The organism is Pseudomonas sp. NPDC089530 (assembly GCF_050280705.1).
Classification (GTDB): Bacteria; Pseudomonadota; Gammaproteobacteria; order Pseudomonadales; family Pseudomonadaceae; genus Aquipseudomonas.
Genome location: NZ_JBNNVU010000019.1, coordinates 1 through 13,267 on the forward strand (window position 1 = coordinate 1; position 13,267 = coordinate 13,267).

A 13,267-nucleotide genomic window follows, 5' to 3' on the forward strand; every position below is an offset into this window, starting at 1 on the left:
GTACGCCGAACGCCGGGAAGCGGTCCGCCTGTACAACGCCAACAGCCCGATCCTGAAAAAGGGCCTGGCGCTGACCCCGCTCCTGGAAGTTTTCCGGGTTCGGCTTCAAGACCACCTGGAACTGGTAGTAGTGCTGCAGACGGTTCGGGTTTTCGCCGTAGCGGCCGTCAGTCGGGCGGCGACTGGGCTGCACATAAGCGGCGTTCCAGGTTTCCGGGCCGATGGCACGGAGGAATGTAGCGGTGTGGAAAGTGCCGGCGCCTACTTCCATATCGTAGGGCTGAAGTACCACACAACCTTGCTCGGCCCAGTATTGCTGGAGGGCGAGGATCAAGTCTTGGAAGGTACGCACGGCTGGCGTAGGCTGGCTCACGAAATTCACCTGTTACTTGGGCTGCGATTTAAAGAGCGGGAGTATACCCGATTCAGTTGTGCGCACGCCCACTGGAGCCTTATGCCACGCTGCTTTTGGTGCAACGAAGATCCCCTGTACATGGCTTACCACGATCAGGAGTGGGGCGTGCCGCTACGCGATGCGCAACGCTTGTTCGAGTTGTTATTGCTCGAAGGGTTCCAGGCGGGCCTGTCGTGGATCACCGTCCTGAAGAAGCGCGAGCGTTATCGCCAGGTGCTGTTCGGCTTCGATGTGCAGCGCGTGGCGCAGATGAGCGACGCAGAAATCGACGAGTTGATGCTCGATCCCGGCATCATCCGCAACCGCCTGAAACTCAATGCCGCCCGGCGCAACGCCCGGGCCTGGATGGCGCTGGAGGACCCGGTGGGGTTCCTCTGGTCGTTCGTCGGCGGGGTGCCCAGGGTCAATCATTTCAAGGACCGCAGCGAGGTCCCGGCGGTAACCCCGCAGGCCGAGGCGATGAGCAAGGGGTTGAAAAAGGCCGGCTTCACCTTTGTCGGGCCGACCATCTGCTACGCGCTGATGCAGGCTGCGGGCATGGTCATGGATCACACCCGCGACTGTGATCGCTACGCCATCCTGGCGAACGCCCGCTAGAATAGCCGCCTTGCGACTAGGTTCATGACCCAGAGATCAGGAGTCACCTGTGGATAAGTTTAAAGGCGCCCTGCTGGTAGGCGCTCTGCGATTGTTTGCCCTGCTGCCCTGGCGCGCGGTGCAGGCGGTCGGTTCGGCCATCGGCTGGATCATGTGGAAGACCCCCAACCGTTCCCGCGACGTGGTGCGGATCAACCTGGCCAAGTGTTTTCCACAGATGGACGCCGCCGAACGCGAGCGTTTAGTGGGACAGAGCCTGAAAGACATCGGCAAATCCCTGACCGAGAGCGCCTGCGCCTGGATCTGGCCGGCCGAGCGTTCCATCGCCCTGGTGCGTGAAGTCCAGGGCCTCGAGGTGCTGCACGAAGCGCTGGCCTCGGGCAAGGGCGTGGTCGGCATCACCAGCCACCTGGGCAACTGGGAAGTGCTCAACCACTTCTATTGCAGCCAGTGCAAACCGATCATTTTCTACCGCCCGCCGAAACTCAAAGCGGTGGACGACCTGCTGCAGAAGCAGCGGGTACAGCTGGGCAACCGCGTGGCGCCGTCCACCAAGGAAGGCATCCTCAGCGTCATCAAGGAAGTGCGCAAAGGCGGTGCGGTGGGCATTCCCGCCGACCCGGAACCGGCCGAATCCGCCGGGATCTTCGTGCCCTTCTTCGCCACCCAGGCGCTGACCAGCAAGTTCGTGCCGAACATGCTCGCCGGCGGCAAGGCGGTCGGGGTGTTCCTGCATGCGCTGCGCCTGCCCGATGGCTCGGGCTACAAGGTGATCCTGGAAGCCGCGCCCGATGCGATGTACAGCACCGATACCGAAACCTCCTGCGCGGCGATGAGCCAGGTGGTGGAGCGGTATGTGCGGGCTTATCCGAGCCAGTACATGTGGAGCATGAAGCGTTTCAAGAAACGTCCGGCCGGCGAAGAGCGCTGGTACTGACCCGCCTGGCACGATCTGTGGATAACCCATCGTCCGAGGTTATCCACAGAGCCTGAAGCAGAGCCCTGCCTATGTCCGACTCGCGCCAATCCCTGAGGATCAAGATCCAGCACGACAGCTTCGGCGAGTGCCTGGGGCAGACGCGCAACCTGTCCGCCAGCGGGGTGTACGTCAAGCACCCGACGCTGGCGACGCTGCCCAAGGGCGCGGTGGTCTACGGCCAGGTGCAAGGCCTGCCGATGATCGCGCCGCGGGTGAAGATGGAAGTGGTGCTGGTGGATGCCGAAGGTATCGGCCTGCGTTATCTCTGATCCCGATCCCGATCCCGATCCTGTAGCCACTGCCGAGCTGGCGAGGCTGCGATCGACCGCGAAGCGGTCGTAAACCAGGCGCCGCCATCTGCCAGACAATCCTGGCGTGCAGGTCCAGCGAGGACTGCGGCTACGGTCAGCCTTTGGCCTGGCGTTCCAGCTTCTTGAGGAACACCGTCATTTCCTTTTCCGCCTGCTTGTCGCCATGCCCGCGGGCTGCTTCCAGGCCCTGCTCCCAGGCCTGGCGCGCCGCCGGATAGTCCTGCAGCCCCTGGTAGGCCTTGCCCAGCAGCTTCCACGCTGCCGAGTACTTCGGGTCGAAACCGACGCAGCGTTGCAGATGCTCGGCGGCCTTGGCGTATTCGTGCAGGTCCAGGTAACCCTTGCCGAGGCCGAAGCGCAGCAGGGCGTTATCCACACCCTTGGCGAGCATTTTTTCCAGGGATTCGAGCATCGTTGTCACTCCTGTGGACTCTTGTAGCCTCTGCCGTAGGCTGCGATAGGTCCGCAGGAGCTCCTGCGGGTCGGAGATCGCCGCGCCCCTTCGGGGCGATCGCAGCCTGCGGCAGCGGCTACGGGACGGCGCTGGATCAGAAGAAGCTCAACCCCACGTGGAACAGCTTCTCCACATCGCGGATATGTTTTTTATCCACAAGGAACAGAATCACGCGGTCGCCGGCCTCGATCACCGTGTCGTCGTGGGCGATCAGCACTTCCTCGTCGCGGATGATCGCGCCGATGGTGGTGCCCGGCGGCAGCGCGATCTGCTCGATGGCGCGGCCAATCACCTTGCTCGACTTGGCATCGCCGTGGGCAATCGCCTCGATGGCTTCCGCCGCGCCGCGGCGCAGCGAGTGCACGCTGACGATATCGCCCCGGCGCACGTGGGCCAGCAGCGTACCGATGGTGGCCAGCTGCGGGCTGATGGCGATGTCGATGTCGCCGCCCTGGATCAGGTCGACATAGGCCGGGTTGTTGATGATGGTCATCACCTTCTTCGCCCCCAGGCGCTTGGCCAGGAGCGAGGACATGATGTTGGCCTCGTCGTCGTTGGTCAGGGCCAGGAAGATATCGGCGTCGGCGATGTTCTCTTCCATCAGCAGGTCGCGGTCCGAGGCGCTGCCCTGCAGGACCACGGTGCTGTCGAGGTGGTCCGAGAGATGCCGGCAACGGGCCGGGTTCATCTCGATGATCTTCACCTGGTAACGGCTTTCGATGGCTTCGGCCAGGCGTTCGCCGATCTGTCCGCCGCCGGCGATGACGATGCGCTTGTAGGACTCGTCGAGGCGGCGCATCTCGCTCATCACTGCGCGGATGTTGGCCTTGGCGGCGATGAAGAACACTTCGTCGTCGGCTTCGATCACCGTGGTGCCCTGGGGCAGGATCGGCCGGTCGCGGCGGAAGATCGCCGCGACGCGGGTGTCGACATTGGGCATGTGCTCGCGCAGCTGGCGCAGTTGCTGGCCCACCAGCGGTCCGCCGTAATAGGCCTTGACCGCCACCAGCTGGGCCTTGCCTTCGGCGAAGTCGATCACCTGCAGGGCGCCGGGGTGTTCGATCAGGCGCTTGATGTAGTGGGTCACCACCTGTTCCGGGCTGATCAGCACGTCGACCGGGATGGCATCGTTGTCGAACAGGCCGGCGCGGGTCAGGTAGGCCGCTTCCCGTACCCGGGCGATCTTGGTGGGGGTGTGGAACACGCCGAACATGTAGCGGAACTTGGCCGCCTGGTTGAGGATCTGGTCCAGGCAGCAGCCGGCGAAGTCGACGAACATCAATTCGCACACCGGGCGCATGCCGCGGGTCGCCGCGCCCACGGCGGCGCCGACGTAGCCGATTTCCGACAGCGGCGTGTCCAGCACCCGCCCGGGGAATTGGTGGTAGAGGCCCTTGGTCACCCCGAGCACGCCGCCCCAGGCGTCGTTGTCGCCGGGGGCGCCGGCACCGCCGGCAACGTCTTCGCCCATGATGAACACGCTGGGGTCGCGGCGCATTTCCTGGGCCAGGGCTTCATTGATGGCCTGCTGGTAACTGATTTTTCTCGCCATGATGATGATCTCTTGTTATTCCAGGGGGCGTTAGGGATAGGCGACATAGACGTCGCTGAGCAGGTCGGCGGGGCTCGGCTTGGGGTCGGACTTGGCCTTGCGCACCGCGTCCTCGATCAGCGCGTCCACCTCCTGGTCGATCCGCTCCAGCTGGCTGGCCTGGACCCATCCCGAGCGGGTGGTGCGTTCGCGAAACTGCATCAGGCAGTCGTTGTGCTCGCGGTAATGCTTGACCTCGTCGGGGGCGCGGTAGGTCTGGGCATCGCCCTCGAAGTGGCCGTAGTAGCGGGTCAGCTTGACCTCGATCAGCGACGGCCCCTCCCCGGCCCGGGCCCGCTCCACCGCGGCGCCGGCGGCTTCGTGCACGGCGAAGAAATCGAAGCCGTCCACCGTCACCCCGGGCATGCCGAAGCCGGCGGCACGGTCGGCGATGTGATCGCAGGCCACCGACCAGTTGGACGCCGTGGCTTCGGCGTAGCCGTTGTTCTCGGCGACGAACAGGCACGGCAGGTTCCACACCGAGGCCATGTTCATCGCCTCGAACACCGCGCCTTCGTTGGAGCCGCCGTCGCCGAAGAACACCACGGACACCCCGTCGGTGCCTTGCAGCCGCGCCGCCAGGGCCGCGCCCACCACCAGCGGCGCGCCGGCGCCGACGATGCCGTTGGCGCCGAGCATGCCCTTCTCGTAATCGGCGATGTGCATGGAGCCGCCCTTGCCCTGGCAGACCCCGGTCTTCTTGCCGTAGATCTCCGCCATCATCCCGTAGACGTCCACGCCCTTGGCGATGCAATGGCCGTGGCCACGGTGGTTGGAGGCGATGCAGTCATCGTCCCGCAGGTGGGCCATGACCCCGGCGGCCGAGGCTTCTTCGCCGGCGTACAGGTGGACGAAACCGGGGATCTCGCCGGTGGCGAACTCCACGTGCAGGCGCTCTTCGAAGGCGCGGATGGTGCGCATCACCCGGTAGGCATGCAGCAACTGCTCAGTGGTCAAGGGTGTCGACATTTTTATTCTCCTGGGGGGCTTCGGACTGAAGGTTCACGGGGTGTTGCCGGTGCTGGCGGTCGATGGCCAGCAGGCGCTGGCGCGCCGCGTGGGCCAGGACCGCATTGACGTCGATGCTCAGCGGGCCGCCGCCATCGAGGGTGACCGTGGGCCGGTCATGGGCGTTGAATTCGATTTCCCGCTCGCCGTCCAGGGCCAGGGTGCCGGCCCTCAGGCACAGCGGCTGGGGCACGTCGGGCAGCAGGTAGCCGGCGTCCCGCACGCCGCAGCCCTGCAACAGGCCCGGGGCCAGGGGCACCAGCAGCGCCTCGGGGGCTTGCGCATCCAGGCGCATCCAGGCACCGTGGGGTTCCTTGCGGGTGACCGGCAGCCACAGCCCGCACAGGGCGGAAATGCCGATCGACTGGGGCTCGGCGAAGGTCACGAAGACCTCGGCCAGATCGCTGGCGCGGCTGATGGCGCGGGCGCCGACAAAGGCCAGGGGCGACACCGCCACGTCCACCAGGGCCACCTCGCAGAGGCCTCGGGACGGCTCGCGCACCAGCAAGCGCTTGTTACGCCGCAGGGCGATTTCGCCGGGTACCCGGCCGCTGGCGTAAAGGCCGCCGGCCAGCCCGGCGCTGGTGGCTTCGCGCAGCTCCGGGAAGGCGTTGTTGGTGCCGGTGGACAGGGTCAGCAGCGGGATATCGCCGACCTCGGCGGCCACCGCCTTGTGGGTGCCGTCGCCGCCGAGCACGGCAATCAGCGCTACCTCGCGCCGGACCATCCAGCGCGCCGCCTGGCGGGTGTCCTCGACGCTCTGGCGCAGGGGCAGGTCGAGGAACTCCAGGGCCGGCCAGCGATGGTCCCGGGCCTGGCGGCTGCGGCTGTTCTTCTGCACCGCGGCGGCGATCCCGGTCATGTCGGTGGGCATCAGCACCTGCTCGATGCCGGTGGCGCCGAAGGCTGCCAGCAGACGCTGGATCACCGAGACCTTGTCGGTGCTGGAAAACAACCCGGCGTTGGCGGTGAGGCGGCGCACATCGCGGCCCGAGGCCGGGTTGGCGATGATGCCCACGCTCAGGGGACGGCGACTCATAAGGTCACCGCGGGCGGATCACAGGCAGGACACGACATGGAGTACCTCGTTCTTGTTTCTGGATGGGCCAGTCAGGGCTGGTTACCTAGGAATAGAGCAAGGCCGGGGCCAATTGCCCTGGAAAACCCGGACAAGGCCGATCCAGAGCCGTTGCTCGAGTGTCCGGACGGCTTGCCCGACCCCGCCGATGAGACGTCGCATGTCAGCCTGCACGGGGTCTCGGCGAGACCTTGAGACGTTGCGTCTCACGCCCGCCGCCGGTGCAGCCGGCGCTTGTCGCGGCAGGCGGATCGGCGCCTAATTGCGCCCACAATGATAAGAAGCTGCAACCGGAGGCCTTCATGCTTTCCGCACATTCAAGAGCCCACGTGGACTGCGTCAGCCGGGTCCTGAAAAACGCCGCGCACCTGCCCCAGGCGCCGGTCCCGAGCCTGATCCTCGACTCCTGGCGCCGTTCCATGGAGCAGCACCACCTGGACCCCGGTTCGCTGCAGGGGCCACGCATCCTGTCCCAGGACGTGCTCAAGGAATGCCGCGAGCGCTCCGACCTGTTCCTGCGCATTGCCAGCGAAGAAGTGGCCCGCCTCCACGGCCGGGTGCGCGACGCCGACTACTGCGTGCTGCTCACCGACGCCCAGGGCCGGACCATCGACTACCGGGTGGAATCGACCATTCGCAACGACTGCCGCAAGGCCGGCCTGTACCTGGGCACCTGCTGGTCGGAGGGCGAGGAAGGCACCTGTGGCGTGGCCGCGGTGCTCACCGCCCGGGCGCCGATCACGGTGCACAAGCGCGACCACTTTCGCGCGGCCTTCATCGGCCTGACCTGCTCCGCCGCCCCGGTGTTCGATCCCCAGGGCGAGCTGCTGGGGGTGCTCGACGTTTCGGCGGTGCGCTCGCCGGACGAGCGCCGTTCCCAGCACCTGATCCGGCAGCTGGTGGTGCAGAGCGCCCGGGAGATCGAACAGGCGTTCTTCATGAGCAGCGCCCAGGGTTACTGGGTGCTGCGGGCCCACGCCAGCCCGGGCTATGTCGACAGCCAGCCCGACTACCTGCTGGCCTGGGACGACGACGGCTGCCTGCGCGCGCTGAACCCGGCGGCCCGGGCCTACCTGCTGCAACGTTATGGCCAACTGCCCCAGCACATCGCCCAGGTGTTCGACCCGCAACGGCTGCAGCGCGCCCGGGACGAAGCGTTGTGCCCGCTGTCCGCCGAACTGCATGGACGGCTGCGGGCGCCGCGACGGCCCCTGAGCCGCCCGCGCCTGAGCCTGGCCGGCGAGCCACTGGACCCTCGGGTGGAACAGAATCTGCGCCTGGCGGTACGGGTCAAGGACCGCCATCTGCCAGTGCTGATCCAGGGCGAAACCGGTTCCGGCAAGGAGGTCTTCGCCCGCCAGCTGCACCAGGCCAGCCAGCGCCGCGAGCGGCCGTTCGTGGCGGTGAACTGCGCGGCGATCCCGGAAAGCCTGATCGAGAGCGAACTGTTCGGTTATGTCGCCGGGGCCTTTACCGGGGCCTCCGGCAAGGGCATGCAAGGTCTGTTGCAACAGGCCGATGGCGGGACCCTGTTTCTCGACGAGATCGGCGACATGCCCCTGGCCTTGCAGACCCGCTTGCTGCGGGTGCTGGCCGAAGGCGAAGTGGCGCCCCTGGGGGCGTCGCAACGCCGGTCGGTGGATATCCAGGTGATCTGCGCCACGCACCGCGACCTGGAAGGCCTGGTGGCCGAGGGGAGTTTTCGCGAGGATCTGTATTTCCGCCTGGGTGGGGCGCGCTTTCAGTTGCCGCCGCTGCGCGAACGCAGCGACCGGCTGGCGCTGATCACGCGGATTGTCGAGGAGGAGTCCCAGCGCTGCGAGGCGCCGGTGCAGTTGGGCAACGCGGCCCTGGAATGCCTGTTGGGCTATCGCTGGCCGGGCAATGTGCGGCAATTGCGGCATGTCCTGCGCTATGCCTGCGCGGTGTGCGAGGGGCCGTTGATCCAGCTGCATGACCTGCCGGAGTCAGTGCGCGGCGTCGAGCCCGCGGGCGCCCTGCCCGTCCAGGAAACCGGCGGCAGCCCGGAACGCCAGGCATTGCTCGATGCCCTGGTGCGCCACCGCTGGAAGCCGCTGGCGGCGGCCAAGGCCCTGGGTATTTCCCGCGCCACCCTGTACCGCCGCGTGCAACGGCACGGCATCCAGATGCCCGGCCGCAGCCCGGCCTGAGCTGAGTTGGCTACACAGTCGGCAGCGGCTACGGGGTCGGGGGCTGGAAGCGCGCGCGGTAGCGGCCGGGGCTTTCGCCGGTCCATTTCTTGAAGGCGCGGTGGAAGGCGCTGGGTTCCTGGAAGCCGGTGCGTTCGGCGATTTCGCCGATGCTGGCGCGGCTCTCGCGCAGCAGTTCGACGGCCATGGCGCGCCGCACTTCGTCCTTGATTTCCTGGTAGGAAATGCCCTCGCGCTCCAGGCGCCGGCGCAGGGTGCTGGGGCTGATCCCGGCTTCGCCGGCGAAGGCCTCCAGGGTCGGCCACTGGCTGTAATCACTGCGCCGCAGGCGTTGATAGACCTGGGTCGCGGCGCCGTGCTGGTTGCGGAAACGGATCACCAGCCACTGCGGCGCGCTGCGCAAAAACACCTTGAGCGCCGCCAGGTCCTGGACCACCGGCAGGCGCAGGAAGCGGCTGGCGAATTCGATTTCGGTGCGCTCGGCGCCGAAGGTCAGGTTCGGCCCCCAGAGCAAGGCGTCGTCGCTCAGAGGCAGGCGCGGATAGCGAAAGTCGGCGCGGTCGATGGGGATGCGCCGCCCACCGAGCCAACACAGCAGGCTGATCATCAGCACCAGGAAGGTCTCTTCGCCGAAACGCCCGGTGGCCTCGTCGCGGGGCTGGCTGTCGAGGCTCAGCACCGCGCGCTTGCCGCGCACGCTGAGGCTGCCGCGAAAGTCCCGCAGGAACAGGGCGAAGCTGGTCAGGCATTGGCGCAGGGCCTTTTCCAGGGTCGGCTCCTGGATCAGCCCGCGGCAGATCAGGGCGAACGCCCCCGGCGGCAGGCCGTGGGAGTCGAGCTGGAAAAACTCGTCCCGCAGTTCGCGGATCTGGATCAGCCACAGGGCGGCGAAGGCACTGGCCGGGACCCGCTCCTCGGGGTGGGCGAGCACGGCCGGGTCGATGCCCGCCTCGGCCAGCACCGCGGCCAGGCGCTCGGGACGGTCGCGCCAGGCGTGGACCATCACCTGCACGAAGTAGACCGCGACCGAATCCTTTTCCCGCATCGAATGACTGCTCCCTGTGGCTGTGGACATGGCAAAAAACGCCAGCGCGGCTGAACGCTTTTGGCATAGGCCGGGGTCGGCGCGGGCACTAGACTCGCGCCTCGAAGGTTGCATTGCAAGACGCTCCCGCGCCGCTCTGCGACACGCCCGGACGAAGGAAGAGTAGCCAAATGAATCTGCACAACATCGGTGTGATCGGCGCCGGCACCATGGGTAACGGTATCGCGCAGGTCTGTGCCCTGGCCGGGTTCGAAGTGACCTTGCTCGACATCAGCGACAGCGCCCTGCAAAAGGCCGTGGCCACCGTGGGCAAGAACCTCGACCGGCAGATCGCCAAGGACAGCCTGAGCGAAGCGCAAAAACTCGCAGCCCTGGGGCGCATCCGCACCAGCACCGACTACGCCAGCCTTGCCGACGCACAACTGGTGATCGAGGCGGCCACAGAAAACCTCGACCTGAAACTGCGGGTGCTGCAGCAGATCGCCGCCCAGGTCAGCACCCAATGCGTGATCGCCTCCAACACCTCGTCGCTGTCGATTACCCAGCTGGCCGCCAGCGTCAGCGCCCCCGAGCGTTTTATCGGCCTGCACTTCTTCAACCCGGTGCCGCTGATGGGCCTGATCGAAGTGATCCGTGGCCTGCAGACCAGCGACGCGACCCACGCCCTGGCCCTGGACCTGGCCACCCGCCTGGGCAAGACCGCGATCACCGCCGGCAACCGCCCGGGCTTCGTGGTCAACCGCATCCTGGTGCCGATGATCAACGAGGCGATCCTGGTCTTGCAGGAAGGCCTGGCCAGCGCCGAGGACATCGACGCCGGCATGCGCCTGGGCTGCAACCAGCCGATCGGCCCGCTGGCCCTGGCCGACCTGATCGGCCTGGACACCCTGCTGGCGATCCTTGCGGCCTTCTACGACGGCTTCAACGACAGCAAATACCGCCCCGCGCCGCTGCTCAAGGAAATGGTCGCGGCCGGTTACCTGGGGCGCAAAAGCGGTCGTGGGTTCCATGCCTATGGCTGAGCGTTGCTCGAACTTCGCCGAGAGCCGCGACAAGGCCCTGGAGCTGTTCGCCAGCAAGGGCTTCGGCCAGGTCGGCATGCGCGAGTTGGCGAGCCACCTGGGGCTGGCCCCGGGCTCGCTGTACCACCATTACCCGAGCAAGCAGCACCTGCTGCTGGACTTGATCGAAGAGTTTTTCGATGAGCTGTGCTGCACCCTCAAGCGCCTGCAAAAGCGCAAGCTCCAGGGCGACTGCCTGCCGGCGCTGATTCGTGCCCACCTGAAACTGCACCGGGAGCTGCCGCGGCATTTTCGCCTGGTGGAGCGCGACAGCGGCTGCCTGAGCCCCGAGCAGCAACAGCGGGTCGGGCACCTGCACGAACGTTACGAGCTGCAACTGTTGCAACTGCTGGGCACCCCGCCCGGCCTCGGCGAAGCGGCGCAACGGGCCACGGCCCATGCGGTGGCCAGCCTGCTGAACAGCGCCCCCAGCTGGTTCAACGAACAGTCCCTGGGCGAGCGTGAACGGGAAGCCCTCCTGGAAAACCTGTTGAGCGGGGCCATCGAGCGCCTGCTGGGCGGCGCAGCGCCCTGTAGCGCGGTGGCCTGAGCCTCGCAACCGTCCCCTGTAGCCGCTGTCGAGCCTGCGAGGCTGCGATCGCCCCCGCAGGGCGCGCAGGGATATTGAGACCGCTGGAGGACCTTCGGTCCTATCGCAGCCTGCGGCAGCGGCTACAGAGGCGGCAGTTCTGGCCTCGATCAGCAGCAACGTCCAGACAGCAAAGGGCAGCGCCTGCTTGTACCCATTCCTGTTAAGCGCCGTATCGCTGATCGCCAAACGCACTATGTCGGCGCACAGTGCCTTGTTCCGCCTGGATATATTTTTTCCCGATAACGGCTATTCAAAGTTAGTCGTTCACCCCCGTGCCTGCTCCGTGGCCCGCCTGCTTAACTGCAAAAGCTGCCGGATAGCGCAGTCTCTACAACCCCCACGGAAGGCAACGCCATGAGTTCAACCTCGCAACATGTCATTCCGCCCTATGGAGTGGCGATTCAGAAAGCAATCTCCCTCGGCAACCTGCCGCAGATGAAGTCCCTGCTCAAACAGCGCGATTCATCCCAGAAAGAATCCAAAGAATTGAGCAGTGCCTACGAGCAGTTGGCACAGGAAGTCGCCCGTCTGGAGCGGCGCTAACGCTGTTTCCATTTTCTAATGCATTGGAGGCAATCATGTCCGGTTCCACTTCGTCCCCTACTGGCCTGTTTCCCCTCAGCTACCGGATCGGCACTCAGATCCCGGGCGCGCCGAGCCTTGCTCTCAACCTGCTGGTCTACACCCCCGACCAGACCGTGCGCGGCACCTCGCTCATCACCCAGGCCGTCAGCCCGCCCCTGGAATTGCAGTCCGATGTATGGGGGCAATACACCTACCTGACCGTCATGCCGCCCAGCACCAGCAAGATCCTGGTGACCGCCCAGGGCAATCAGGGCGGACCGAGCTCCAACTCGATCGTCACCTTCAAGATCCAGCTGGTGGTGGACGAAGACTGGCAGAGCGGTGTCGCCAACTACCAGTACTACAACGGCAATCAGTGGGTCTCGGTGGAAAACGCTCCGGCCCATCTGGTCGGGCCGGTGCCCTCCTACACCCTGCAAACGCACCAGGAAACCGCTCCGGCCCTGCAGGCGTATCCACCGATCCATCCGCTGTACGCCGCGCCTATCCATGGCGCCATCGCCAGCGGCGACCTGACCCAGATGAAAACCCTGGCCAGCCAGGCCACGCAGCAACTGGAGCAGTTGCCCCAACTGCGCAACGCGCTGGATGCAGCCAAGGACGAAATCGGCAAGCTCGAGCGCCGCTGATCGGCGCGCGCCCCCTGACCCGACTTCCCTGAATACGAACAAGGAGTTGCACCATGCAAACTGGACTGTTCCACACCCGCCTCCACGTCACCACAGCGCTGGTGGGCGCCCCGGTTCTGACCCTCGACCTTCTGGTCAACACCCCACAGAAAAAAGTCAGCGGCGTGGCCCGCGTGTTCAAGAGCACTTATCCGCCGGTGAACTTCTTCGCCGACGTGTGGGGTGAGTATTCCCAGCTCCACCTGCACCCCTCGACCGAAGGCCACATCATCCTGAAGCTCGACGGCAACCCCAGCGGCCCGACCAGCCAGCTCGCCGAGACCTTCCACCTGCAAGGGATTCTCGGGCTCGACTGGGCCAGCGGTTCCGCCAGCTACCGGTACTACTACCAGGGCAGCTGGCAGGACGTGCAGCACGGCACCGTCAGCCAGGCGTCGATCCCGCACCCGGAACCCGTGCCGCATCACCCCATCCCGCTGTATGCCGTGGCGGTGCAGCATGCCCAGGCCAGCGGTGACCTGGCGCAACTCAAGGCGGTGGTCCGCCAGGGCGAACAGCAGCTGGCCAGCAGCGATGCGCTGCGCAGCGCCTTGCAGCAGCTGAACGCCGAGATCGCCCGCCTCGAAGCGCGCTGAGCCGTGGCGTCCGGGCCTGGCTGCCTGCCGCCAGGCCCGGTGCTCCACGGGAACACCCGGTGTCCGCCCGGGCCGGCATCGCCAGGGACGGCGCGGACCTTCACCAGGCTTGTGCC

The 13,267-nt window shown here is 66.3% G+C and carries 15 protein-coding genes; 9 read left to right on the forward strand and 6 right to left on the reverse strand.

The window, feature by feature from the left end:
• A partial coding sequence (locus ACQKQA_RS10150; protein WP_427556293.1) for a glycine--tRNA ligase subunit alpha occupies positions 1-373 on the reverse strand: 373 nt, incomplete at its 3' end.
• An 81-nt stretch (positions 374-454) separates the two neighbouring features.
• Between ACQKQA_RS10150 and ACQKQA_RS10155 the strand changes: the two genes are divergently transcribed.
• From ACQKQA_RS10155 to ACQKQA_RS10165, 3 genes are all read left to right on the forward strand, one after another.
• The gene (locus tag ACQKQA_RS10155) at positions 455-1,012 is read left to right on the forward strand and encodes a DNA-3-methyladenine glycosylase I (RefSeq protein WP_427556296.1); all 558 of its coding nucleotides are present in this window, start codon (positions 455-457) and stop codon (positions 1,010-1,012) included.
• A 49-nt stretch (positions 1,013-1,061) separates the two neighbouring features.
• A complete protein-coding gene (locus tag ACQKQA_RS10160) occupies positions 1,062-1,949 on the forward strand; it encodes a lysophospholipid acyltransferase (protein ID WP_427556299.1) in 888 nt (295 codons plus the stop codon).
• 71 nt (positions 1,950-2,020) lie between these two features.
• On the forward strand, positions 2,021-2,260 hold the full coding sequence (locus tag ACQKQA_RS10165; RefSeq protein WP_427556302.1) for a PilZ domain-containing protein: 240 nt from the start codon (positions 2,021-2,023) through the stop codon (positions 2,258-2,260).
• 136 nt (positions 2,261-2,396) lie between these two features.
• Here ACQKQA_RS10165 and ACQKQA_RS10170 read toward each other — a convergent pair whose 3' ends face one another.
• The 4 genes from ACQKQA_RS10170 to ACQKQA_RS10185 all read right to left on the reverse strand — a co-directional run bounded on the left by ACQKQA_RS10170 (position 2,397) and on the right by ACQKQA_RS10185 (position 6,394).
• Entirely contained in the window at positions 2,397-2,714 is a 318-nt protein-coding gene (locus tag ACQKQA_RS10170; protein ID WP_427556305.1) for a tetratricopeptide repeat protein, read from the reverse strand.
• A 136-nt stretch (positions 2,715-2,850) separates the two neighbouring features.
• On the reverse strand, positions 2,851-4,308 hold the full coding sequence (gene trkA, locus ACQKQA_RS10175) for a Trk system potassium transporter TrkA (protein ID WP_427556308.1): 1,458 nt from the start codon (positions 4,306-4,308) through the stop codon (positions 2,851-2,853).
• Positions 4,309-4,338: 30 nt separating this feature from the next.
• A complete protein-coding gene (locus ACQKQA_RS10180) occupies positions 4,339-5,316 on the reverse strand; it encodes a thiamine pyrophosphate-dependent dehydrogenase E1 component subunit alpha (RefSeq protein WP_427556311.1) in 978 nt (325 codons plus the stop codon).
• Positions 5,294-6,394, reverse strand: coding sequence for an ATP-NAD kinase family protein (locus tag ACQKQA_RS10185; RefSeq protein ID WP_427556314.1), 1,101 nt, complete (start codon positions 6,392-6,394; stop codon positions 5,294-5,296). Before ACQKQA_RS10185 ends, ACQKQA_RS10180 begins: the two co-directional genes overlap by 23 nt.
• A 341-nt stretch (positions 6,395-6,735) precedes the next feature.
• On the opposite strand from ACQKQA_RS10185, the gene ACQKQA_RS10190 reads away from it, so the two are divergent.
• A complete protein-coding gene (locus ACQKQA_RS10190) occupies positions 6,736-8,604 on the forward strand; it encodes a sigma-54-dependent Fis family transcriptional regulator (RefSeq protein WP_427556316.1) in 1,869 nt (622 codons plus the stop codon).
• 28 nt (positions 8,605-8,632) lie between these two features.
• Here the strand turns inward: ACQKQA_RS10190 and ACQKQA_RS10195 are convergent, their stop codons facing one another.
• Positions 8,633-9,649: an AraC family transcriptional regulator gene (locus tag ACQKQA_RS10195; protein WP_427556319.1), complete on the reverse strand. Its 1,017-nt coding sequence runs from the start codon at positions 9,647-9,649 to the stop codon at positions 8,633-8,635.
• Positions 9,650-9,819: 170 nt separating this feature from the next.
• Between ACQKQA_RS10195 and ACQKQA_RS10200 the strand changes: the two genes are divergently transcribed.
• The 5 genes from ACQKQA_RS10200 (at position 9,820) to ACQKQA_RS10220 (ending at position 13,151) form a co-directional block, all read left to right on the forward strand.
• The gene (locus ACQKQA_RS10200) at positions 9,820-10,671 is read left to right on the forward strand and encodes a 3-hydroxybutyryl-CoA dehydrogenase (RefSeq protein ID WP_427556322.1); all 852 of its coding nucleotides are present in this window, start codon (positions 9,820-9,822) and stop codon (positions 10,669-10,671) included.
• The gene (locus ACQKQA_RS10205) at positions 10,664-11,260 is read left to right on the forward strand and encodes a TetR/AcrR family transcriptional regulator (RefSeq protein WP_427556554.1); all 597 of its coding nucleotides are present in this window, start codon (positions 10,664-10,666) and stop codon (positions 11,258-11,260) included. Before ACQKQA_RS10200 ends, ACQKQA_RS10205 begins: the two co-directional genes overlap by 8 nt.
• A gap of 396 nt (positions 11,261-11,656) precedes the next feature.
• Positions 11,657-11,845, forward strand: coding sequence for a DUF1843 domain-containing protein (locus ACQKQA_RS10210; protein ID WP_427556325.1), 189 nt, complete (start codon positions 11,657-11,659; stop codon positions 11,843-11,845).
• 35 nt (positions 11,846-11,880) lie between these two features.
• On the forward strand, positions 11,881-12,516 hold the full coding sequence (locus ACQKQA_RS10215; RefSeq protein ID WP_427556328.1) for a DUF1842 domain-containing protein: 636 nt from the start codon (positions 11,881-11,883) through the stop codon (positions 12,514-12,516).
• 53 nt (positions 12,517-12,569) lie between these two features.
• Positions 12,570-13,151 (forward strand): DUF1842 domain-containing protein, encoded by a 582-nt coding sequence (locus ACQKQA_RS10220; RefSeq protein WP_427556331.1) that lies wholly within the window; start codon positions 12,570-12,572, stop codon positions 13,149-13,151.
• Positions 13,152-13,267 lie beyond the last annotated feature (116 nt).